16 protein-coding genes and 1 pseudogene are annotated in these 21,694 nt (G+C 70.6%); 12 read left to right on the plus strand and 5 right to left on the minus strand.

Going from position 1 to position 21,694, the window contains the following annotated elements:
• The first annotated feature begins 2 nt into the window (after positions 1–2).
• From GA0115254_RS32195 to GA0115254_RS32220, 6 genes are all read left to right on the plus strand, one after another.
• Entirely contained in the window at positions 3–2,717 is a 2,715-nt protein-coding gene (locus GA0115254_RS32195; RefSeq protein ID WP_256102882.1) for a lantibiotic dehydratase, read from the plus strand.
• Positions 2,714–3,772 carry a lantibiotic dehydratase C-terminal domain-containing protein gene (locus GA0115254_RS32200; RefSeq protein WP_093898800.1) on the plus strand — a complete coding sequence of 353 codons (1,059 nt, stop codon included), beginning with the start codon at positions 2,714–2,716 and terminating at the stop codon, positions 3,770–3,772. Before GA0115254_RS32195 ends, GA0115254_RS32200 begins: the two co-directional genes overlap by 4 nt.
• Complete coding sequence (locus tag GA0115254_RS32205; protein ID WP_093898801.1) at positions 3,769–4,905, plus strand: M50 family metallopeptidase; 1,137 nt, start codon at positions 3,769–3,771, stop codon at positions 4,903–4,905. The genes GA0115254_RS32200 and GA0115254_RS32205 overlap by 4 nt, the downstream gene beginning before the upstream one ends.
• Before the next feature lie 71 nt (positions 4,906–4,976).
• Positions 4,977–5,951, plus strand: coding sequence for an ABC transporter ATP-binding protein (locus GA0115254_RS32210; RefSeq protein WP_093898844.1), 975 nt, complete (start codon positions 4,977–4,979; stop codon positions 5,949–5,951).
• A gap of 65 nt (positions 5,952–6,016) precedes the next feature.
• Positions 6,017–6,772 (plus strand): ABC transporter permease, encoded by a 756-nt coding sequence (locus GA0115254_RS32215; protein WP_093898802.1) that lies wholly within the window; start codon positions 6,017–6,019, stop codon positions 6,770–6,772.
• Positions 6,769–8,736, plus strand: a complete 1,968-nt coding sequence (locus GA0115254_RS32220) for a TOMM precursor leader peptide-binding protein (protein WP_093898803.1) — start codon at positions 6,769–6,771, stop codon at positions 8,734–8,736. Before GA0115254_RS32215 ends, GA0115254_RS32220 begins: the two co-directional genes overlap by 4 nt.
• 83 nt (positions 8,737–8,819) lie before the next feature.
• On the opposite strand, the gene GA0115254_RS32225 is transcribed toward GA0115254_RS32220, so the two are convergent.
• Positions 8,820–8,996, minus strand: coding sequence for a thiazolylpeptide-type bacteriocin (locus tag GA0115254_RS32225; RefSeq protein ID WP_073790073.1), 177 nt, complete (start codon positions 8,994–8,996; stop codon positions 8,820–8,822).
• A gap of 215 nt (positions 8,997–9,211) precedes the next feature.
• Between GA0115254_RS32225 and GA0115254_RS32230 the strand changes: the two genes are divergently transcribed.
• Entirely contained in the window at positions 9,212–10,513 is a 1,302-nt protein-coding gene (locus GA0115254_RS32230) for an amidohydrolase (RefSeq protein ID WP_093898804.1), read from the plus strand.
• Positions 10,510–10,785, plus strand: coding sequence for a hypothetical protein (locus tag GA0115254_RS32235; protein ID WP_093898805.1), 276 nt, complete (start codon positions 10,510–10,512; stop codon positions 10,783–10,785). The genes GA0115254_RS32230 and GA0115254_RS32235 overlap by 4 nt, the downstream gene beginning before the upstream one ends.
• Positions 10,786–10,883: 98 nt before the next feature.
• Here GA0115254_RS32235 and GA0115254_RS32240 read toward each other — a convergent pair whose 3' ends face one another.
• Positions 10,884–11,882, minus strand: a complete 999-nt coding sequence (locus tag GA0115254_RS32240) for a helix-turn-helix transcriptional regulator (RefSeq protein WP_256102886.1) — start codon at positions 11,880–11,882, stop codon at positions 10,884–10,886.
• 475 nt (positions 11,883–12,357) lie between these two features.
• On the opposite strand from GA0115254_RS32240, the gene mfd reads away from it, so the two are divergent.
• Positions 12,358–15,888: a transcription-repair coupling factor gene (mfd, locus tag GA0115254_RS32245; RefSeq protein ID WP_093898806.1), complete on the plus strand. Its 3,531-nt coding sequence runs from the start codon at positions 12,358–12,360 to the stop codon at positions 15,886–15,888.
• Between the two features lie 55 nt (positions 15,889–15,943).
• Here mfd and GA0115254_RS32250 read toward each other — a convergent pair whose 3' ends face one another.
• Complete coding sequence (locus GA0115254_RS32250; RefSeq protein WP_093898807.1) at positions 15,944–16,345, minus strand: ATP-binding protein; 402 nt, start codon at positions 16,343–16,345, stop codon at positions 15,944–15,946.
• A gap of 150 nt (positions 16,346–16,495) precedes the next feature.
• Here GA0115254_RS32250 and GA0115254_RS32255 point away from each other — a divergent pair, with 150 nt between their 5' ends.
• Genes GA0115254_RS32255 through GA0115254_RS32265 form a run of 3 tightly spaced genes read left to right on the plus strand, consistent with a single transcriptional unit; the run spans position 16,496 to position 19,933 of the window.
• Positions 16,496–17,035 carry a UTRA domain-containing protein gene (locus GA0115254_RS32255; protein WP_370740979.1) on the plus strand — a complete coding sequence of 180 codons (540 nt, stop codon included), beginning with the start codon at positions 16,496–16,498 and terminating at the stop codon, positions 17,033–17,035.
• Positions 17,032–17,811: a GntR family transcriptional regulator gene (locus GA0115254_RS32260; RefSeq protein WP_093898809.1), complete on the plus strand. Its 780-nt coding sequence runs from the start codon at positions 17,032–17,034 to the stop codon at positions 17,809–17,811. The genes GA0115254_RS32255 and GA0115254_RS32260 overlap by 4 nt, the downstream gene beginning before the upstream one ends.
• A 58-nt stretch (positions 17,812–17,869) precedes the next feature.
• Positions 17,870–19,933 (plus strand): NACHT domain-containing protein, encoded by a 2,064-nt coding sequence (locus GA0115254_RS32265; protein WP_176740381.1) that lies wholly within the window; start codon positions 17,870–17,872, stop codon positions 19,931–19,933.
• Here the strand turns inward: GA0115254_RS32265 and GA0115254_RS46765 are convergent.
• Together GA0115254_RS46765 and GA0115254_RS32275 are read right to left on the minus strand one after the other, a co-directional pair.
• Positions 19,863–20,131, minus strand: a pseudogene (locus GA0115254_RS46765) (WHG domain-containing protein); the annotation flags it as partial. The gene GA0115254_RS32265 and the pseudogene GA0115254_RS46765 sit on opposite strands and share 71 nt — an antisense overlap.
• Positions 20,132–20,222: 91 nt before the next feature.
• Positions 20,223–21,662 carry an ATP-binding protein gene (locus GA0115254_RS32275; protein ID WP_176740382.1) on the minus strand — a complete coding sequence of 480 codons (1,440 nt, stop codon included), beginning with the start codon at positions 21,660–21,662 and terminating at the stop codon, positions 20,223–20,225.
• Between the last annotated feature and the right edge of the window lie 32 nt (positions 21,663–21,694).

Consider the following 21,694-nt stretch of genomic DNA (forward strand, 5'->3'; position numbering starts at 1 on the left):
CCATGACGCCGGACCACCCATCCACCGCCGCTGCCACCCGCTCCCGCTTCATGCTGCGGGTCGCCGGCCTGCCGGTCGAGAGCGTGCAGGCGCTGCGCTGCCCGGAGAGCCGCCGCTGGGCCGACGAAGTCCTGCATGCCACCGAACGGTTGCGCGCCGACGGCGAGCGGCTCGGCGACCTGATCCACGACCTCATCGGCGGCAGCGAGGACGAGGCGCTGCGCCGCACGCTGCTGGGACTGCGCCGTGACGTCTTCAACAACCGGCTGCCGAGGGCCGATGCCGCCGGCCGTCTACCGGCCCTCGTACAGGGCCTCGACGCGGCGGCCGGCGCGGCGCTGGCGGCCTGGCTGACCGGCCGGCGCCGACTGGACGAGCAGCGGGCGATGGGCCGCGCCCTGCTCGCCGACGAGACCGGGCGCGCCCGCGACGTACTGCGTCGGCTGGCAGGAGAGGAGCGGCTGCGCAAGGGGCTGCTGCTGGCGTCCCCGGCGCTGGACGCACAGCTCGACGCGTATGCGAGGAGCAGCGCCGTCACGCCCCCGGACAAGAAGCAGCGCAAGATCGAGCGCTCGCTGCTCTCGTACCTCTACCGCACGGTGTGCAAGACCAGCCCGTTCTCCACGTTCACCGGCGTCGCCCTCGGAACCTTCGGCGAGCCTGCCGGGGACCAGGGCCTCCGGGTCCGGGTCGGCGACGAATGGGCCGGGCGGCTGCGGCTCAATGTCGTCGCCGTCGGCAGGCTCGCGGAAGCCGTGATCGCGGACCCGGTCCGCCGCGCCGATCTGCCGGTCGCCCTGGCCTCCGGCTGGGGTCGCGACGACGACCGGGTCCGCTATGTGCGCCGCTGGGTCACCCAGGGCGACGAGGACACCGCTGTCACCTTCGACGCGGTGAAGGACCGGCTGTTCTTCCTCCGCCGCAGCGGCACTCTGGAACGCCTTCTCGGTCTGTTCGAGGAGCGCGGCACCCTTCGCTACGGGGAGCTGGCCGGCTGGCTCGCCGCGGACCAGGACGCGGACGAGGAGGAGTGCGCCCACTACCTCCAGGCGCTCCTCGACCTCGGCATGGTGCAGGTCCCCTGCCTGCGGACCGAGGTCCATGACACCGATCCGCTGCGCGCCTTCCAGACCTCGCTGCGCGGACTCGACCGTCCCTGGGCGGACCGGCTCGCCGGGCGTCTGGACGCCCCCGCGTCCTGTGTCGAACGGTTCGCGGACGCGAGTCCGGCCGAACGGCGTTCGCTGATGGACGAGTTGCGCACCGCACTGCGCACCCTCCAGGAGGAGGAGCTCGGCATGGACAGGGCGAGAATTCCGCAGACCCTGCTGTACGAGGACGTGGCGGCCGGGCAGCGCACCCAACTGTCCGCCCCGGCCTGGGAGAGGCTGGCGGCCGGGCCGCTCGGCGCGGTGGAACGCATCCTGCCCGCCTTCGACCTGACCCTGCCGCAGCGCGTCACCTTCAAGGGGTTCTTCCTCGCCCGGTACGGACAGGGCGGCCGCTGCGACGATTTGCTGAAGCTGGTCCACGACTTCCACGAGGACTTCTTCGACCAGTACATGTCGTTCACCGCGAAGCACACCACGTTCGACGCGGACGGAAATTACGTACCCGAGGAGAACTGGCTGTCCCTGCCGCAGCTCAAGGCCCTCGACACGGCCCGGCAGACCTTCGTGGAACGGATGCGCGCCCTGTGGTCGGCCTGGGAGAAGTCGGGCACGGACAGCGGCGAGATCCACGTCGACGACGGCATCCTCGACGAGGTTGCCTCCGAACTGTCCACGCTGGCACCGGAGTTCAGTCCGCTCGCACACCATGTGCAGATCGTGGAGCGGCCCGCCGATCCGCTGGTCGTCCTCAACCGTTCCTACGGGGGTGTCTCCTTCCCGTTCAGCAGGTTCACGCACCTGTTCGACGGCCTCGACGAAGAGCTGCTCGCCGCAACCGCCGGCCTCGTACCCGAGGGCGCCGTCCTCGCCGAGGTCACCGGGGGGCCCGTCACCAGCAATCTCAATCTGCACGGCCGGCTCACCGAGTACGAGATCGTCTGCCCCGGCGAGCGCGGCACCCTGCCCGCCCCCAACCGCATCCACCTGAACGACCTCCACCTCGCCCACGACCGGACCACGGGCCGGCTCGTCCTGCGCTCCACCCGGCTGGGCAAGGAGGTGGTGCCCGTCTACCTCGGCTACCTCGTCCCCCTCGCCCTGCCCGAACTGCCCCGCACGCTGCTGCTGCTCTCGCCGACCTCCATGTCCCCGCTCAATGTGTGGGGCGGCGTGCCCGAGGGCGCGCCGGAGGGCGGAGTCACCACGAGGCCGCGGGTCCGGCACGGGAGTGTGGTCCTCAGCAGGCGCAGCTGGAGCGCGCCCGCCGCCGTGCTGCCGCTGCGCCGGCCGGGGACCGGGGACGACACGTGGTTCCTGGACTGGCACGCGTTCCGCCGCGCCCATGGTCTGCCGGACCGGGTCTTCGCCACCGTCGCCGACAGCGGCGCGCGCGGGGCGACTGGTGCCAAGCCCAGCTACGTCGACCTCGACAGCCCGCTCTCCCTGTCCGCGTTCGAGGCACTGATCAAGACCCCCGAGGCCCGGGTCGTGTTCCGGGAAATGCTGCCCGACGAGGACGGGCTGCACACCGTCTCCGGCCGAGGCCGCCATGTCGCCGAACTCGCGGTGGAGACGGCCACCGCCCGAAGGAGAGACCGCTCATGAGACCGGCCCCACCCACCCCGGCCACCACGCAGATCCGCCCGACGGGAGCCTGGCAGGCCACCCACATCTTCTACGCCGCCAACCCCCGGCCCATGCTGACCCATTGCATCCGCCCGCTGGTGGCGGAACTGGAGGCGGACGGTCTGCTCACGGGCTACTTCTTCATCAACTACTGGCTGGAGGGCCCGCACGTGCGGCTGCGGATCAGGCCCGCGACCCCGGACGCCGAAGCCGAGGTCCGACGCCGTACGGAGGCGGCCGTCGACGCGTTCCTGGCCGAACGGCCCGCGCTGTACGAGGTGGACTCCGGTTTCCTCAACGACTTCTACAACACCTTGTTCGACATCGAGTTCCCCGGAGCCGAACGCGGCCACTACATGGACGACCAGGGCCGGATGAACCTGCGCCCCAACAATTCGCGCAGCGAGGAGGTCTACGAACCGGAGTACGGCAAATACGGCGGCCCGGCCGGGATCGAGCTCGCCGAATGGCATTTCAGGCACTCCAGCGACCTGGTCATCGACGCCTTCCGGACGAAGAACCTCCATCTGCGGACCGTGCTGCTCGGCACCTCCGCGCAGCTGATGATGGTGATGGCCGCGGCCTTCCTGCCGGACCGGCAGGAACTCGCCGACTACCTCGACAGCTATTACGAGTTCTGGCACCGGGCCTTCCCCGGTACCGGCTTCATCGGCAGCGACGAGTACGACCGCAACTACGCCTCGATGGCCGCAGGCCTGGCCGCCCGCTTCGCCCGGGTCCGGGCCGCCGTGGCGGGCGAGGAGGGCGCGGCGCGGCTGCCCGGATTCCTCGCCGGCTGGGCCGATCACTGCGTCGAGCTGCGCGACAGGGCCGTCGCGCTGACCCTCAAGGGTGATCTGACGTTCCGTTCCTGGGACGGCGAACGCGACGAGCAGGTCACCGACCCGGCGGCCTCGCTGCCGCTGCTCCTGTCCCCGTACATGCATATGACCAACAACCGGCTGCATGTGACGATCAGGGACGAGGCATACCTCTCGCACGTGCTCGGCCGGGCCCTGCGGGAGCCGGGATGAGCGCCACTGCGCAGGGGGCCGCCGAAGCCCTCGCCGAATACCGGCCCGCACTACGCCCCCGGGTTCTGCTCAGCGACGCGCTGCTGCACGGCGCCGCGACGGTGCACCTGATCAAGGACACCGACAGCGGCAGCTCCTTCAGGGTCGGCCCCAAGGAGCACTTCCTCATCGCGAGGATGGACGGAGAGCGCAGCCTGCGGGAGATCGGCGAGGAGTACGCCGAGGAGTACGGGCGCAGGCTGGACGGCGCACGCTGGCAGCAGATCCTGCGGATGCTCGGCACGCGCGGCCTGCTGGCCGGTGCCGACGCCCGCGCGCCCGCCGAATCGGCCCCCCGGCCCGCCGAGCCTGCCGAGCCCCGGCGCGGGGTACTGCGCGGCAGCATCCGGCTGGTCGCCGACGCCGACGCCACCACCGCCAGGCTGCACCGGGTGACCGGCTTCCTGCTGGCTCCGGGATGGCTGGCACCCCTGCTGGTCCTGGTGCTGGCCATGGAGGTGGTGGTCGCCCTGCGCGCGGATGAACTGCTCATCAACGCGAAGGAGTTGTTCACCAACCCGGTTCTGCTGACGGGTGCTGCCACGCTGCTCTGGTTCAGTACCGCCCTGCATGAACTCGCCCACGGAGTCGTCGCCCGGCACTACGGCGGCACGGTGGCCGAAATCGGTCTGCGCTGGCGGCTGCCCGTGGTCATCATGTACTGCACGGTCGACAACTACCTCTATCTGGGCTCCCGTTGGCAACGCATCCATACTGCGCTGGCGGGCGCGGTGATGAACCTGCTCTTTCTGCTTCCGTTCTGTGCTCTCTGGCTGTTCGCCCCGCTCGACGCGGCCACGCACGGAGCGCTCGGCGCCCTGCTGCTCCTCGGCAGTGCGCAGGCGCTCGCCATGCTGGTCCCGCTCCCGCCGCTCGACGGCTACCGGATCGTGAGCCAGCTGTGCGGGGCCACCGAACTGGCCGCGTCGGCCGGCACGTACCTGCGCCTGGTCGCCCGCCGCGACCCGGCCGCGGCCGATTACCCACGCCGCGCCCGGACCGCGTACCTCGCCTACGGACTGGGTTCGGTGTTCGTGCTCGTGCTGATCCTCGCCGCCGTCGTGGCGGGTGCCCACCATCTGCTGACCGTGTGACCACCGACCGCATGCCGACCCACCGCCCCGAAGGTCCGACCCGCCGGGCAGCGGCGGACAAGGAGAAGTCCATGACCCCCACCGCCCCGTCCACCTCCCCGGGGAATCAGGCCGACCCGGACGACAGCGGCCGGCCCCCGGCAGCCGTCGTCCTCGACGACGTACACAAGCGGTACGGCGACACGCGCGCCGTCGACGGGGTGTCCCTCACCGTGCCGCGCGGCGAGTTCTTCGGACTGCTCGGCCCCAACGGGGCAGGCAAGACCACCCTCGTGGAGATCATGGAGGGGCAGCGCAAGGCCGACTCCGGGACCGTGACCGTCCTCGGCGCCGGTCCCTGGCCGCGCAACGCGGCCCTGCTCCCCAGGCTCGGCGTGCAGACCCAGACCTCGGCGTTCTTCGTCCGCCTCACCGCCCGCGAACATCTGCGCACCATGGCCGCCCTCTACCGGGTGGACCGTGCGGCGGCCGAACGCGCGCTGGCCTCCGTCGGCCTCGCCGAGCAGGGCGACACCCGGGTGGACAACCTCTCAGGCGGCCAGCGGCAGCGGCTCGCCATCGCCTCCGCGCTCGTCCACGAACCCGAGCTGATCTTCCTGGACGAGCCGACCGCAGCCCTCGATCCGCAGGCCCGGCGCGCCCTGTGGCAGGTGCTGCGCGACCTCAAGGGCGCGGGCCGCACCATCATCTACACCACCCACCACCTCGACGAGGCCGAGGCGCTCTGCGACCGCGTCGCCATCATGGTCGACGGTTCCGTCGCCGCCCTCGACAGCCCCGCCCGCCTCATCGCCGCAGCCGGCCCCACCACCAGACTGCTGGTCCCCGCGGGCCGCCTGTCCCTCGACGAGGCCCGGGCCATCGAGGGCGTCGACAGCGTCACCGAGGAGCCCGGCGCGCTCGTGCTGGAAACCCTCGAATCGGGCAGGGTCCTGGCCGCGATCGACGCCCTCGCCGGACTCCAGGGCGTACAGACGCGCACCGCCAGTCTCGAAGACGTCTATCTGACGCTCACCGGGGCAGAGGCCGGATCCCCGCAGCCGTAACGGGCCGAACCGCTCGCCCCCATGGCCCCCACCACCCTCGCACCCAGCGATACGGAGACACCCCGATGAGCGCATACGCGGCGCTGAGCCAGGCCGGATACCGGGCCTACACGCGCGACAGGACCACCCTCTTCTTCACCTTCGCCTTCCCGCTCATCTTCCTGGTCGTCTTCGGACTGATCTTCCACGGCCAGACGGTCGAGGAGAGCGGCAAGCCGTACATCAACTACATCGCTCCCGGCGTCCTGTCGTGGGGCGTCGGCAACGCCGCCGTGTTCGGGGTCGGATTCGTCCTCATGCAGTGGCGGCGCGACGACATCCTGCGCCTCATCCGGATGACCCCGACGCCGGTCTCCGCCGTCCTCGCCTCCCGCTACGTCCTGGCGCTGGGCATCGGCGCGGTACAGACCGCGCTCTTCGTCGCCGTGGCCCTGCTGCCCTCGTTCGGCCTTCGACTGGACGGCCGCTGGCCGCTCGCCCTGCCGGTGCTGGTCATCGGCATCACCGCGTTCCTCGCGATGGGCGTCATCGTCGGCAGTTACGCGAAGACACCGGAAGCCGTCGCCGCCGTGGCCAACTGCCTGATGATCCCCATGGCGTTCCTGTCCGGTTCGTTCTTCCCGCTGGACGCCATGCCGTCCTGGATGCAGAACCTCTCCCGCGTACTGCCGCTGCGTTACCTCAACGACGGGATCTCCGGGGCCCTCACCGGTGACGGCACCACCGCAGACATCGGCCTGTCCTGCGCGGTGCTCGCCGGCTTCGCCGTCGTCCTCTGCGCGATCGCGCTCAAGACCTTCCGCTGGAGCGACAAATCATGACGACCGACACCGGCACCCCACCCGTGCGCGGCGAGAGTCCGCTGGAAGCAGCCCGCGCCGACCTCCAGCAGGAACTGGCCACCCGGTACGCGAGGTTGTCCGCACCGTCGGCACTTCCCGCCCCGCTCGTCGTCCCCCTCGGCGCGGCCGACACCCTCGGCTTCGGCCGCCCCGACCCGTACGCGGACACCCGTCCCGCCGCCAACGTCCAGCTCACGTCACGGGCCGTGCTGATCGGCCCCTGGGGTGGCGAGCCCGGCACCACAGCCTGTGGACAGTGCCTGGCCATGCGCTGGCAGCGGCTGCGCAGCCGCTCGGAGCGCGAGGCACTGGAACTCGGCAGCGCACCGCACGGCGCCGTCCACTGGCCGGTCCTCACCGACTACGCGGTCGACGCCGTCTGGGCCCTCTACCGTGCCGCACTGGGCGGCGGCCACGACACCCCCGACGCGACCCCCGCCGACCGCCCCCTGCCCCGGGTCACCCGGACCGACCTGGTGACCCTCGCCACCGCGACGTTCCCGCTCCTGCCCGAACCCCTCTGCCCCTCCTGCGTCCAGGAGGTCCCCGACACCGCCGCCTCGGCCCGTATGGTCCTGCGCCCGGCCCCCAAACCGGACCCGGACGGCTACCGGCTGCGCTCCCTCGCCTCCTACCCCCTGCCGACCGCGGCCCTCGCCAACCCGGTGTGCGGCACCCTCGGCTCCGACACCTGGATCAACCCGACGTCCACCACGACGGCACCGGTCGCGGGCACCCATTTCGTACGGGGCTACGCCGGCCTCAACGACGTCACGTGGAGCGGCCAGGCCAACAGCTACGACACCAGCCGCACCCTCGCCCACCTGGAGGGCCTGGAGCGGTACGCGGGCACCACGCGCAGACGTGGCACCTCACCCGTCGTCGGCGCCTACTCCGACCTGGCCGACCGTGCGCTCAACCCCGCCGACTGCGGTTTCTACGCCCCCGAGACCTACGCGAGCGATCCCATGGTCTCCCCGTTCGACCCGGACCGGACCATCCCCTGGGTGTGGGGCCACTCCCTGCGCGACGACCGCCCCGTCCTCGTACCCGCCAGGCTCGCCCACTACAGCGCCGGGGTCGAGGCCGACAACTTCGTCTTCGAATGCTCCAACGGCTGTGCCACCGGCGGCAGCCTGGAGGAGGCGATCTTCTTCGGGCTCCTTGAGATCGTCGAGCGGGACGCCTTCCTCCTGGCCTGGTACGGCCGTGTCCCCCTCACCGCGATCGATCTCGGGACCTGCCGCTCCCCGGCCATCCGCACGATGACCGACCGGGCCGCGCTGCACGGCTACGACGTCCATGCCTTCGATACACGGATGGACCTGGCCGTCCCGGTGGTCACGGCCCTCGCGGTACGCAGGGACGGCGGGTACGGGACGCTGTCGTTCGCCGCCGCCGCCGGATTCGACCCGGAAGTCACCGTCGAGTCGGCCCTGTCCGAAGTCCTCACGTACATTCCGCACCTGCCCGGCCAGGTTGCCGAGCGCCACGGCGAACTCGTCGCCATGGCACAGGACTTCACTCTCGTACGGCATCTGAAGGACCACGCCCAGCTCTACGGGCTGCCCGCGATGACCGAGCACGCGAAGGAGTACCTGGACCCCGTTGCCGTACACCCGCTGGCCGACACCTTCGCCGAATGGGAGCCGCAGCGCCCCCGCACCGGAGACCTGCTGGACGACCTGAACCTGCTGCGCGACCAGCTCACCGCCGCCGGGCACGATGTCATCGCGGTCGACCAGACCACCCCCGAACAGCGCCGGATGGGCCTGCACACCGTCGCCACCCTCGTTCCCGGCTTCCTGCCGCTGGACTTCGGCTGGACACGGCAGCGCGCCCTCCTGATGCCCAGGCTGCGGACCGCGCTGCGGGCGGCGGGGCGGCGGAGTGACGATCTTCCGGAATCCGCGATCAAGTGCGTCCCGCACCCCTTCCCGTGACCGGTGCCGGCGCGACGTCCGCAAGCCCCCTTCGCGTTCGCTCCGCGAAGAGGGCTTGTGGACGTGCGCGAGGTGCGACCGGGTCAGGCGCAGCAGGAGGTGGTGCTGGTGGTGCTGGAGCAGGTCGACGTCGAGGAGCAGGACGTCGAACCGGCGAGCACGACCTCCGCGGCGTCGGAGTAGTCCGAGATCTCGAAGGTCTCCGACTCCAGCTCCAGGATCTCGTCGGCGAGGGTGGCGAGCTCGGTCTTCGGGGCCATGGTGTTCTCCCTTGGGTCACGGGGATCGGCCGGCCGGTCCGGCGCTGTTCCCCTGCGCTGATGCCATTGCAGCGGGGGCCGCTGTCACATCGGCCGCGCTTTCGCTGTCAGATCGCTGGCACCCCATGACAGCGGAACGCCGAATTCCTGAAGCCGGGGCGGCGCAGGCTCACGGACAGGACCCAATCCCGCCCAGCGGAACGAGGTGAGATGACATGAAGGAGACCCCCGCCCCACCCGAAACCCCGCCCCCACCCACGCCTCCGCCCTCGTCCTCACCGCCCCTCTCGCCCCCGGCCGTCGCGCGGGCGGCCCTGCGCCAGGCGCTCGAGCTCTACCTCGATGTCCATGCCCACCCGGAGCTCTCCGGGTCCGAGCAGCGCACCGCCGACCGGCTCGCCGCCCGGCTGGAGGCGAGTGGCTGCACGGTCACCCGGAAGGTCGGCGGCGGTCACGGACTCGTGGGCGTTCTGCGCAACGGGCCCGGCCCGACCGTCATGCTCCGCACCGAACTCGACGCGCTCCCGGTCACCGAACGCACCGGCCTCGCCTACGCGAGCACCGTGCCCGGCGTGATGCACGCCTGCGGACACGACCTGCATCTCGCCGCGGTCGCCGGAGCGGTGGCCGAACTCTCGCGGGCACGCTCCGCATGGAGCGGCACCGTCCTGGTCGCGGGCCAGCCCGCCGAGGAGACCCTGACCGGGGCGCGGGCGATGCTGGCGGACGGGCTGTACGAGCGGTTCGGCACTCCGGACGTCGTCCTCGCCCAGCACGCCTCGCCGGCACCTGCCGGTACCCTCGCGCACGCCGCGGACTTCCGTTCCCCGTTGATGGCGGCCAGTACGGCGGTGGATGTCACCCTGTACGGTCGCGGCGGCCATGCGGGCACCCCGCACCTCACCGTCGACCCGGTCCTCGCGGCGGCGGCTGCCGTCCTGCGGCTCCAGTCCGTCGTGTCGCGGGAGACCGCACCGGCCGAGCAGGCGGTGCTGAGCGTCGGCATGCTGAGAGCCGGGGAGCGTGGCAACGTGATCCCGGACATGGCCGAACTCGCCCTGTGCATGAGGGCGTTGTCCGAGCCGGTGCTCGACCGGATGACGGCCGCCGCGCTGCGGATCGTGACCGCCGAATGCGCGGCGTCCGGCTGTCCGCAGAATCCGGACTTCACCGTCACCGCGCGCTCGCCCGCACTGCTGACCGACGCCGCCGCCACCGCATCCGTACGCGCGGTGCACGAGGCGTTGTTCGGACCGGAGCGGGTGACGGACTGCGGCCCTCTCACGGCCACCGAGGACTTCTCGTGGTTCGGCTCCCAGGGCGTGGCGACGGTGTACTGGATGCTCGGCGTGACCGGGGTGCGGCAGTGGCGCACCGCCCGGGACGGCGGACCGCACGTACCGCCCAACCATGCGCCGGAGTTCGCCCCGGACGTCCGTACCGCTCTGCCGGCCGGGATCGCGGCGATGGCATCGGCTGCCAGACATGTGCTGGCCCCGGAAGGGGGCGCGCCATGACCCGCCCCGGCAGGGAGGCCGTCCACGCCGTCGGCCATGTCGACATGGTCACCGTCCGCCGGGACAGCACCGCCCCGACGGGCGAGACCACCGTCGTACGCCTGTTGAGTCTGCTCCCCGCCCACTGGACCTGTATCCCGCGTTTTGTGGGCCCCGACCGGATCGCCCTGCGCATCGCCCTGAACCCCACCGTCGACCGGCAGACGGTCCGTCGTGCCGTCTCCCGTGCCCTCGCCGACCGGGCACTGGAGGGCTGGGCGGAGGAGCGGTGAGGGCGCGGCGGTGCGGGTCGGGACGCGAGTCCGGGCGGAGCCCCGGCCGCGGGGCCGGAACCGGACCCGCGCGGGGGCGGGCCGGCCCGTGTCCCGCATCAGATCCAGCCGCGCTCGCGGGCCAGCAGCGCCGCCTGGGCCCGGCTCGCCGCGCCGAGCTTCTGCATCAGATCGGCGACGTAGCGCCGGTACGTCCGCACCGAGACACCCAGCTCCCGGGCGCCGGCCTCGTCCTTGCCCACGGTGCACATCGACACCAGCACCCGCCGCTCGGTCTCCGAAAGGCCGGTGTCCGACGCCCCGGTGTCCTCGCCGCTCGCCTGCGACAGATCGTCCGCCTGGTCCCAGATCTTCTCGAAGAGAGCGATGATGTTGGAGACCAGACCGCTCCGGTGGGCGAGCAGCGCACCGCGCGAGGTGTTGCGCGGATCGAGCGGCACGAGCGCGGCCTTGCGGTCGTACACCAACAGCCGTTCCGCGGTGTGCGCCGTCACCCGGATCGAGGCCCCGTGCTCGGCCAGTTCCCGCAGATAGGCGGCAGTCGCCGGATCCCGCAGCGCGGCCTGTGCGACGACATTCCGGATCCGCACGCCGCGCCGCAGACATCGCAGGTCCAGCGGGCGCGAGCGGGCGATGTTCTCGGGCGACAGTTTTGTGTACGGCTCCACGGAGAGGATCTCGTCCCGGGCGAAGAACGCGAGGTCGTCGATCCGGTTGCGGATCTGCGCGAGCCCCTCCAGTTGCTCGATGCCCGGTGGAGGGGGTCTTCGCGCCCCCTGCTCCGCGCGTAGACCGTCGATGACATGGCGGGACCGGGTGACGCGCTGCAGCTCCTGGTGGAGGGAGTGCAGACGTAAGTCGATCAGCCGGGCCAGCGCGACTTCGGGGTCCGTCGGAAAAATGCGCAGGTCGGAGCCCTCGGGATGGAGCAGGCCGAGCTCCTGGAGCCGGGCGATGCACGAGCGCGCGACCCGCGGGTCGGTGTGCAGCAGGAGGTGCAGGTCGTCGGTGGCGGTGCCGGGGTTGCGCAGGAAATGCCGGTAGACCTCTTCCTCGGTCTCCGAGACTCCGAATATGGACATCTCGTTCTCGCCCACGTGTGCCCCCGCTGCCTGGTCCATGCGCGGCCGCGCACCTCCGGGGATAGCCCGTGAGCGCGGGTCGACGGCTGCCGTACTCACTGCCCGTGCAACTGTTTGTGGAATCTTCGGCCAAAGCGTAGACGCTGGGATTGTTTCTGTGACGATCCCGGACGCAACTGTGTGCGATACGGAGATGAACGGTGTGTGGTCCGCGACGAGCGGCGCCCGGCGCACGACGGGCGGCACCGACCGGAATTCCGGCCGGCAGCCGGGCCATCGGGAATCCGGGCGGACCCGCGGACCCGCCCACTGCCGGCCGTCGGAATCAGGCCGCACACCTCCTGCCCCGGGCGATTGCGCACGCGGCTGTCACACGGGAGTCGTACGCTGGGAAGCCCCCGGCCCGTGAGACGTGTCGGGTCCTTCGCGTTGCCCCCTGGCAGCAGCCGGCTGTCAGACCTCGCCCTCGTTACCCGGACGGAAGCCCTTCATGAGCCTGCACGGCCTGCTGGATGTCGTCGTACGTGATCCGGCACTCTCCGAAGCGGTGAAGGCCGCCACCGACGGCCACCGGATGCACGTCGACCTCGTCGGTCCGCCCGCTGCCCGCCCCTTCGCGGTGGCGGCGCTGGCCCGTGAGGCCGGGCGGACCGTGCTCGCCGTCACCGCGACCGGCCGGGAGGCGGAGGACCTGGCGGCCGCGCTGCGCACCCTGCTGCCGCCGGACACGATCGCCGAGTTCCCGTCCTGGGAGACCCTGCCGCACGAGCGGCTCTCGCCCCGCTCCGACACCGTGGGCCGCCGCCTCGCCGTGCTGCGGCGCCTGGCGCACCCGCGGAAGGACGACCCGGAGACCGGCCCGGTCAAGGTCGTCGTCGCACCGGTCCGCTCCGTGCTCCAGCCGCAGGTCAAGGGGCTCGGCGACCTGGAACCCGTAGCGCTGCGCATCGGACAGAGCGCCGACCTCGGCAAGACGGTCGACGCGCTCGCGGCAGCCGCGTACTCCAGGGTCGAACTGGTCGAGAAGCGCGGCGAGTTCGCCGTGCGCGGCGGCATCCTGGATGTCTTCCCGCCGACCGAGGAGCACCCCCTTCGAGTGGAGTTCTGGGGCGACGACGTCGAGGAGATCCGCTACTTCAAGATCGCCGACCAGCGGTCGCTGGAGATCGCCCCGCACGGGCTGTGGGCGCCGCCCTGCCGCGAGCTGCTGCTGACCGACGAGGTGCGCGAGCGCGCCGCGGCCCTCGCCGAACTCCACCCGGAGCTGGGTGAACTGCTCGGCAGGATCGCCGAGGGGATCGCGGTGGAGGGCATGGAGTCCCTCGCGCCGGTTCTCGTCGACGACATGGAGCTGCTGCTCGACGTGTTGCCCAAGGGCTCGATGGCGCTGGTCTGCGACCCGGAGCGGGTCCGGACCAGGGCGGCCGACCTGGTCGCCACCAGCCAGGAGTTCCTCCAGGCGTCCTGGGCGGCCAGCGCGGGCGGCGGTGAGGCCCCGATCGATGTCGGCGCGGCCTCCCTGTGGGGCATCGCGGATGTCCGTGACCGGGCCCGCGAGCTGGAGATGATGTGGTGGTCGGTCTCCCCGTTCGCCGCGGACGACGAGCTCGACGAGGACACTCTCAAGCTCACGATGCACGCCCCGGAGTCGTACCGCGGAGACACCGCCCGCGCGCTCGCCGACACCAAGGGCTGGATCGCCGACGGCTGGCGCACGGTGTACGTCACCGAGGGCCAGGGGCTCGCCTCCCGTACCGTCGAGGTGCTGAGCGGCGAGGGCATCGCGGCCCGCCTGGACCCCGACCTGGCGGAGATCTCCCCGTCGCTGGTCCACGTCTCCTGCGGCGCGATCGACCAAGGCTTCGTCGACCCGGCGCTCAAGCTCGCCGTGCTCACGGAGACGGATCTGACCGGCCAGCGCACCGCCACCAAGGACCTGGGCCGGATGCCGGCCCGCCGCCGCAAGACGATCGATCCGCTGACGCTGGAGACCGGCGACTACATCGTCCACGAACAGCACGGTGTGGGCCGCTACATCGAAATGGTGCAGCGCACCGTGCAGGGCGCCACCCGCGAGTACCTCCTCGTCGAGTACGCCCCCGCCAAGCGCGGCCAGCCCGGCGACCGCCTCTACATCCCGACCGACCAGTTGGAACAGGTCACCAAGTACGTCGGCGGCGAGGCGCCCACCCTGCACCGGCTCGGCGGCGCCGACTGGACCAAGACCAAGGCGCGCGCCAAGAAGGCCGTCAAGGAGATCGCCGCCGACCTGATCAAGCTCTACTCGGCGCGGATGGCGGCCCCCGGCCATGTCTTCGGCCCCGACACCCCGTGGCAGCGCGAACTGGAGGACGCCTTCCCGTACGCGGAGACGCCCGACCAGCTCACCACCATCGCCGAGGTCAAGGAGGACATGGAGAAGTCCGTCCCGATGGACCGGCTGATCTGCGGCGACGTCGGCTACGGCAAGACGGAGATCGCGGTACGGGCGGCCTTCAAGGCGGTCCAGGACGGCAAGCAGGTCGCCGTCCTCGTGCCCACGACCCTCCTGGTCCAGCAGCACCACGGCACGTTCACCGAGCGCTACTCCCAATTCCCGGTCAACGTAAGGGCGCTGAGCCGCTTCCAGTCCGAGTCCGAGTCCAAGTCGACCCTGGAAGGGCTCCGCGAGGGCTCCGTCGACCTGGTCATCGGCACCCACCGCCTCTTCTCCTCCGAGACGAAGTTCAAGGACCTGGGCCTGGTCATCGTCGACGAGGAACAGCGCTTCGGCGTCGAGCACAAGGAGCAGCTGAAGAAGCTCCGCGCCAACGTGGACGTCCTCACCATGTCCGCGACGCCCATCCCCCGTACGCTCGAAATGGCCGTGACGGGCATCCGCGAGATGTCCACGATCACCACGCCCCCCGAGGAGCGCCACCCGGTCCTCACCTTCGTCGGCCCGTACGAGGAGAAGCAGATCGGTGCGGCGATCCGCCGCGAACTGCTCCGCGAGGGCCAGGCGTTCTACATCCACAACCGCGTCGAGTCGATCGACCGCGCCGCCGCGCGCCTGCGCGAGATCGTCCCCGAGGCGAGGATCGCGACCGCCCACGGCCAGATGTCCGAACAGGCCCTGGAACAGGTGGTGGTGGACTTCTGGGAGAAGAAGTTCGACGTCCTGGTCTCCACGACGATCGTCGAGTCCGGCATCGACATCTCCAACGCCAACACCCTGATCGTGGAGCGCGGCGACAACTTCGGCCTCTCCCAGCTCCACCAGCTGCGCGGCCGCGTGGGCCGTGGCAGGGAACGCGGCTACGCGTACTTCCTCTACCCCCCGGAGAAGCCGCTCACCGAAACGGCCCACGAGCGTCTGGCCACGATCGCCCAGCACACCGAGATGGGCGCTGGCATGTACGTAGCGATGAAGGACCTCGAAATCCGGGGCGCCGGAAACCTCCTGGGCGGCGAACAGTCCGGCCACATCGCGGGCGTCGGCTTCGACCTGTACGTACGCATGGTCGGCGAGGCGGTGGCCGACTACCGGGCCTCCCTGGAGGGCGGCGTCGAGGAGGAGCCGCCCCTGGAGGTCAAGATCGAGCTCCCGGTCGACGCACATGTCCCCCACGACTACGCCCCCGGTGAGCGGCTGCGCCTCCAGGCGTACCGCGCCATCGCCTCCGCCAACACGGAGGACGACATCAGGGCGGTCCGCGAGGAACTCACCGACCGCTACGGCAAGCTCCCCGAGCCGGTCGAGAACCTGCTCCTGGTCGCGGGCCTGCGCATGCTGGCCCGCGCCTGCGGCGTCGGCGAGATCGTGCTCCAGGGCTCGAACATCCGGTTCGCCCCGGTCGAGCTGCGCGAATCGCAGGAGCTCCGCCTGAAGCGCCTCTACCCGAAGACGATCATCAAGCCGGCCGTCCACCAGATCCTGGTCCCGCGCCCCACGACAGGAAGGATCGGCGGCAAGCCGGTCGTCGGCCGCGAACTGCTGGCGTGGACGGGGGAGTTCCTCACGACGATTCTGGGGTCGTAGCCCCGGAACGTCTTCTGCCTCGGCCCCGTCGGACGTCCGGCGGGGCCGAGCCCTTTCATGAGACGAACGGTGCCGCAGGCCTCTTGAACGTGAGCCAGACGGTTTTGCCGACGATGTGGTGGTCGATGCCGAACTCCGCGGCCAGTTCATCGACCAGGAATAAGCCGCGCCCCGAGCAGCAGTCGTCTTTCGCGTGCTGGATCGCCGGTCGTCCGCCGCCGCTGTCCCGCACTTCCAGGCGCACAAGATCCTCTGTTGCGCGGAGGCGGACGGCGAAATCCCTTCCCGGCGGGACGCCGTGCAGCAGGGCATTGGTCGCCAGTTCCGAGACGCAGAGCTTTATGTCGTCGATCAGGGGCGTGAGCTGCCACTCCGTGAGGACATCGACGACGAAGTCGCGTGAGGCACCGACAGAGGTGCGTCGTCGGGGAAAGCGCCGTTGCTGCGACAGAGACACGGTGGTCCACCGCCTTGCTCGTGGGGCATGACGCGCATACCGTACTGCTATTCGCGAAAGGCGGCAAGGTACTCTTTGGGGGGATCGAATGCTTCGCCTACCGTGTGCAGCGGCAGGGTGTCTCGGGCGTCAACTGCGAAGGAGAAGGCCGTGGGTGAAGAGAGGGCCGGTACATCCGCTCGGTACCTGGCGCCGCCCGTCCGGGGCGAAAGCGATGCCTGGGGGGCCGAGTCGGCAGCCGAAGGGCGACGAGGTGCCCAGCGGATCGTGCGCGCGGGAGAGGTGGTCGCACCTGACAGGGTGGCCGACCTCCTCCTGGTGGAGCGTGGCAGTCGTGTCGTCGAGCGACGGCGGATCATGTACCTCGACGGTGAGCCGTGCGAGTTGACCGACACCTACTACCCGCTGGAGATCGCTCGGGGAACCGGGCTGGCCGCAGCGGGCAGAATCCGGGGAGGGGCCATCCGGCTGCTCGCCGATCTGGGGTATGCCGGTGTCCGAGCGCAGGAGGATGTGGTGGCCCGCATGCCGTCCGAAGGCGAGAGAGCGTCCTTGTCGCTGGAGGCGGGTGAGCCTGTGCTCGAACTGACACGGCTCACGCTGAGTGGAGATGACCGACCCATCCAGGCCGATGTGATGGTCATGTCTCCCCGAGGTCAGAACCTGCGGTACGAGATCAGGATCGGATGACTGTGCCCGGAGTGGACGACGAGACATTGGACCGCCGCTCCCTGCATGAGCGGATTGCGGCGGATCTGCGCGACGAGATCATGTCCGGGGATCTGGCCCCGGGAGCCGGCCTCCCCTCCACCGCGCAACTCAAGGAACGGTTCTCCGCTTCGAACGCCACCGTGCAGAAGGCGTTGCAACTCCTCAAAGGCGAAAGACTGGTCATTGGACGCCCAGGTGCGTCGGTGACGGTTCGCGAGCACCGGCAGCGGACGATACGTCCGGCCGCGTACATGGCACCGGCGGCCTCCGGCCGGCCGTACCGTTGGCTGAGCGAAGCAGCGAACTCGGGTGCGCGCGCCCACAGCACCTTGATCGAGGTGGCCGAGGAGAAGCCTCCGGCAGACGTTGCTGCGGCGTTGGGCCTTCAGCCGGGTGGAACTGCGGTCCTCCGGCGTCAGTTGCTGTCGATCGACGACGAACCGGCGGAACTCGTCGCCTCCTACTACCCGTTGGACATCGCCCTCGGTACCGCCCTCACCGAACGCCGCAGAATCACCGGTGGTACGCCCACCCTTCTCACGGCACTGGGCTATCCACCTCGGGTCAGTGTGGACCGGGTGTCCGCGCGTGTCGCCACCCAGGACCAGTACCGATTGCTCCGGCTCCCCGGCGACCTGCCCGTACTGCGCACCTTGCGCATCGTCCACAGCGATGACGACCGGCCCGTCGAAGCGACGGTGATGGTCAAGGCGGGCCATCTGTACGAGGTGCAGTACGCGTTCGTCCCCGAGTGAGGGGTGCTTTGCGGGTTCGCCCGGCCGGTTGTCGGATCGGTGAGGCAGGATGCGACGCATGGAGAGGGGCAGGGAGAACAGAACCCGGAACCGCTGGATCGTGGTGACGTGCGTGCTGCCGGCCTGTTGCCTGCTGTACGTCCTGCGCCCAGGGCAGGGTGCGGAGAACCTGCCGGACCGCTTGGGCGTCGTCGGGATGCTGCTCACGGCCCTGACGCTGGTCGCGACAGTGTTCGGGGTGTGGGCGACGCAGCGGGTCGGTGCGGTGGTGGACGATGTGGCCGCGGCGCGACAACTGAGCCGGGCAGTGGCGCTGGCGGAGCCGCTGTCGCGCCGGGTGCTGGGCGGGGATCGGGTCGTCGCGGACATCACTTACCGATTCCGCCCCTACACACACGCCAGAGGCGCGGCGCCGCCCCTGGCGCCGGCCGGACGATTGGACGGTCTGGTCGCTGACTACCAGGCCCTCAGACCCCGGCGCCTGGTGGTGACGGGCCGGCCGGGAGCCGGGAAATCGGTGCTGGCCCGTTCCTTCGTGGCGGAGCTCAACAAGGTCAGGGCGGATGGCGACCCCGTTCCGGTGCTGATCGCGCTCGGGGACTGGGAGCGGGAGGAGAGCTTCCGCGACTGGGTCGTCAGACATCTGGTGCGCGACTACGGCAGATCGTGGAAGCGTGCCGGTCAGCTCGTGGACGCCGGACTGGTGCTCCCGGTCATCGATGGTCTGGACGAAATGGACAGGGCGGAAGTCCCGCTCGCCGAGTCACGGGCCCAGGGCGCGCTGGACGCCCTGGCCGACTATCAGGAGGGCCTGGAACCCGCACCACTCGTCCTGACGTGCCGCACGGATCTCTACGACGCGCTCGAAGCCTCCGGAAGGCCGATGCTGGACACGGCGCGGGTCGAGATCGACCCGGTGAGTGCCGAGGCGGCTGCGGGATTCCTGTCGCGGCGCGCGGGGGCGGCCTACCGTCAGGTCGTATGGGCCCCGGTCCTGGACGAGTTGCGCGCCCGCCCTCACGGCATGCTGGCCCGTTCGCTCTCCACGCCGTGGCGGCTGGTGCTCGTGGCCACGGCGTACGAGCAGGCCAACGACCCCGGCGAACTTCTGACATGCACCACGCAGGAGGAGGTGGGCGACGTACTCCTCGGCCATTTCATCCCGTCGTCCGTCCGCACTGTCGCGGGAACGCGGAGCCGGTACGCACCCGAGGATGTGCACGCGTGGCTGGGCGCCCTCGCACGCGGTCTTCAGGCGCGGGGCGGTGGCGGGACGGATCTGGTGTTGTCCGAACTCGCCCACTCCCCGGGGGCCGTGTGGGCGAGGCGGTTGTACGCCGTTCTGGTCGGTGTCCTCGCGCTCGGCCCGGTTGTGCTTCTGCTGTCCGACGGGGACAGGGATGCGATGACCTGGAGCCTGGCCGCTGTCCTTCTCGTGGTGGGAGGCATCGGGTTCCGACACCTGTGTTCCAGCGAGATCAGCCTGTGGGGACGTGCCGACTTCGCCCTGCCCCCGTGGGGCAGCCCGCTGTGGCGGGTGGGGATGCGGCTGGCATGGAACGGGAGCGGGCGCTGGGCGGTACGCGTCACCGCGATCTGGCCCGTTCTGGCGATGTGGCGGGTCGCAGCACCTCAACGATTCGGTGGCATGGAGAACGGGCCGATGACCGTGGCGATGCTGTTCACTCCCGCGCTGTTCTTCATCATGTTCTCCGCCTACTTCCTCGGTTCAGCGGCGGTGGGGCCGTCCGGCTGGCCACGCACCGGCGCTTTCTTCGCTCTGATTGTTCTGTGGCCCGCGGCTGTCCTGGTGTTCCTCAGCCGTTCTGCGGGTCTTGGCCCGACCGCCGACCTCGTACTCTTCACCATGTTCGGGTCGCTCTACTGTGCTTTGTGCGGCCCCATGGCCATGTACACGTGCTGGCTGCTGGTCAACTGCCGACGGCTGCCGTTCCGCCTGAGCCGCTTCCTGGAGTGGTCCCGGACGGCGGGGCTGATCCGGGTGACCGGTGCCGCCTACCAGTTCCGGCACCGTGAGTTCCAGGAGTGGCTCACGCGCCACCCCGCTCCGGCCCGTCCGACGCCGAGCGCTCATCCGCCGGCGCGAACACCGGCCCCGTGACTGAGCGGAACACCTCCTCGGGGTCCCGGCCGCCCGCCGCCCCTCCAGGTTGCCGCTCAGCAGCAGGGTGGCGAATCCGTGGGCCGTCGACCAGGCGGCGATGGCGGTGAGCAGGCCCGTGCGGTCCTTGAAGTGGTGGGCGGGGGCCGCGTGGGAGACGCCGAAGGTGTGAGCCACCGTGTGCCATGCCGACGCGGCGCCAGAGACTCAGGCGGTACGGGATCCGGATCGGGTGACTGCGCCCGGCCCCGAAGCGGAGGGACCGGATCCTGACTGCTGCCCGCATTCCTCACCCGCGCCAGGCGGCCAGCAGATCCGCCGGGGTGAGCGTCAGGTCCGGGCGTACGCCGTCCTCGACCCCCGCCGGGCACACCGCAAGCAGAGGGGCCGCCGACGCGCCCGGTACGGCGGACCGGGCCTCGGCGAGGCGGGAGAGATCACGGTCGCTGAAGCGCTTGGTCTCGCGCCACTTGACCGAGCCGAGGAGGAGCGTGCGCTTCCCCGAGGTGGCGGGGACGACGATGTCGTACTCCTGGCTGTTGTCGCGGTTCCACCAACTGCCCACCTGCCCGGCGTCCTCCAGCCCCGGCAGTTCGGGGCTGAGTCGGTACACCGCCTCTTGGACGAGCGGCTCGATGGCGCGGCCCCGCCAGCTCGGCCAGCCCCGGTCGAAGGCGCCGCGGGCGATGTCCGCTCGGCCGCGGGCGATGTGGGCCTGCTGTTCCTCGACGAAACGGAACCAGAAGCGCAGATACGGGTCGTCGATGCGGTAGCGCCGCAGCTTGCTGTTCGCGGGCGCCCCCACCGGTACGTCCACGCTGACCACTCCCTTGTCGGCGAGCACCTTTATGGCCCTGGTGACCGCTGTGTGGGCGGTGCTTCCTTCCTCGGGAAGCCTTCCGACGACCTGGGTGAACGTGCTGACTCCGATATCGGTACCCCCCATCGCGGACAGGACGCGCCGCGCCTGTTGCGCGTCGGGGAATTCGGCGTCGAGAGAGCGCTGTCCCATGACCGCCAGATCGCTGTTCTCGTCACCGAGCTGTTCGTGCACGAACGCCCGAGTGCTGCGCGCGCGTGCTCGGTCCAGTACCAGGCGTGGGTAGCCCCCGGTGATGAGTGCGGTATCGAAAGCGGCCAGAGGATTCCCGCCGCTGCCTAGGGCCTCGGCGCACTCGGCGGGGTCGAAGGGGGCGACAGTGGTGCTCCTGGCCCGGCCGTAGAGCGGCCTGTCGTGTTCGGTCAGCCGCTCCATCATCCCGACGTCGGAGCCGATCAGCACGAAGAGAACGGGAGTGTTCTCCAGCTGCCGGTCCCAGGCGTTCTGGAGTTGCCCCTCCAGGGTCGGATCCGCCGCGGCAGCCCACGGGAACTCGTCGATGACGACGACGGAGGGGGTGCTGCGGCAGGCGACGGCGATCCGGCCCAGTGCGTCCCGCCAGTCGGCGGGAGAAGCGGAGAAGAGCGAACCGGCATCGGCGAGCGGGGTCGTCGAGGTGTGCAGCTCGGCTGTGAGGGTCTGGAGCTGGAGGGTGGGCGGTGCGTTCTTCACGGCGGAGAAGTAGAGGTAGGGCAGCCCCGACTGCTCGACGAAGCGTGTGAAGAGCCGGGACTTTCCCACCTGCCGACGCCCGCGCACGGCGAGCAGCTGTCCGGTTCCGGACTCCCGGATGCGCAGCATGCGGCGTTCCAGATCGGCGAGTGTGCGTTGACGGCCGTAGAAGCCCATGCGTCTACCTCCCGGACCTCGACGAAACATGC

The sequence above is a fragment of the Streptomyces sp. Ncost-T10-10d genome (genome assembly GCF_900091955.1).
Classification (GTDB): Bacteria; Actinomycetota; Actinomycetes; order Streptomycetales; family Streptomycetaceae; genus Streptomyces.

Bases quoted from the DNA above. Each gene is read 5' to 3' on its own strand.
- GA0115254_RS32265 (WP_176740381.1), top strand. From the start codon at position 17,870: ATGGAGAGGGGCAGGGAGAACAGAACCCGGAACCGCTGGATCGTGGTG.
- GA0115254_RS32200 (WP_093898800.1), top strand. From the start codon at position 2,714: ATGAGACCGGCCCCACCCACCCCGGCCACCACGCAGATCCGCCCGACG.
- GA0115254_RS32220 (WP_093898803.1), top strand. From the start codon at position 6,769: ATGACGACCGACACCGGCACCCCACCCGTGCGCGGCGAGAGTCCGCTG.
- GA0115254_RS32225 (WP_073790073.1), bottom strand. From the start codon at position 8,996: ATGGCCCCGAAGACCGAGCTCGCCACCCTCGCCGACGAGATCCTGGAG.
- GA0115254_RS32235 (WP_093898805.1), top strand. From the start codon at position 10,510: ATGACCCGCCCCGGCAGGGAGGCCGTCCACGCCGTCGGCCATGTCGAC.
- GA0115254_RS32230 (WP_093898804.1), top strand. From the start codon at position 9,212: ATGAAGGAGACCCCCGCCCCACCCGAAACCCCGCCCCCACCCACGCCT.
- GA0115254_RS32210 (WP_093898844.1), top strand. From the start codon at position 4,977: ATGACCCCCACCGCCCCGTCCACCTCCCCGGGGAATCAGGCCGACCCG.
- GA0115254_RS32215 (WP_093898802.1), top strand. From the start codon at position 6,017: ATGAGCGCATACGCGGCGCTGAGCCAGGCCGGATACCGGGCCTACACG.
- GA0115254_RS32195 (WP_256102882.1), top strand. From the start codon at position 3: ATGACGCCGGACCACCCATCCACCGCCGCTGCCACCCGCTCCCGCTTC.
- GA0115254_RS32260 (WP_093898809.1), top strand. From the start codon at position 17,032: ATGACTGTGCCCGGAGTGGACGACGAGACATTGGACCGCCGCTCCCTG.
- GA0115254_RS32205 (WP_093898801.1), top strand. From the start codon at position 3,769: ATGAGCGCCACTGCGCAGGGGGCCGCCGAAGCCCTCGCCGAATACCGG.
- mfd (WP_093898806.1), top strand. From the start codon at position 12,358: ATGAGCCTGCACGGCCTGCTGGATGTCGTCGTACGTGATCCGGCACTC.
- GA0115254_RS32275 (WP_176740382.1), bottom strand. From the start codon at position 21,662: ATGGGCTTCTACGGCCGTCAACGCACACTCGCCGATCTGGAACGCCGC.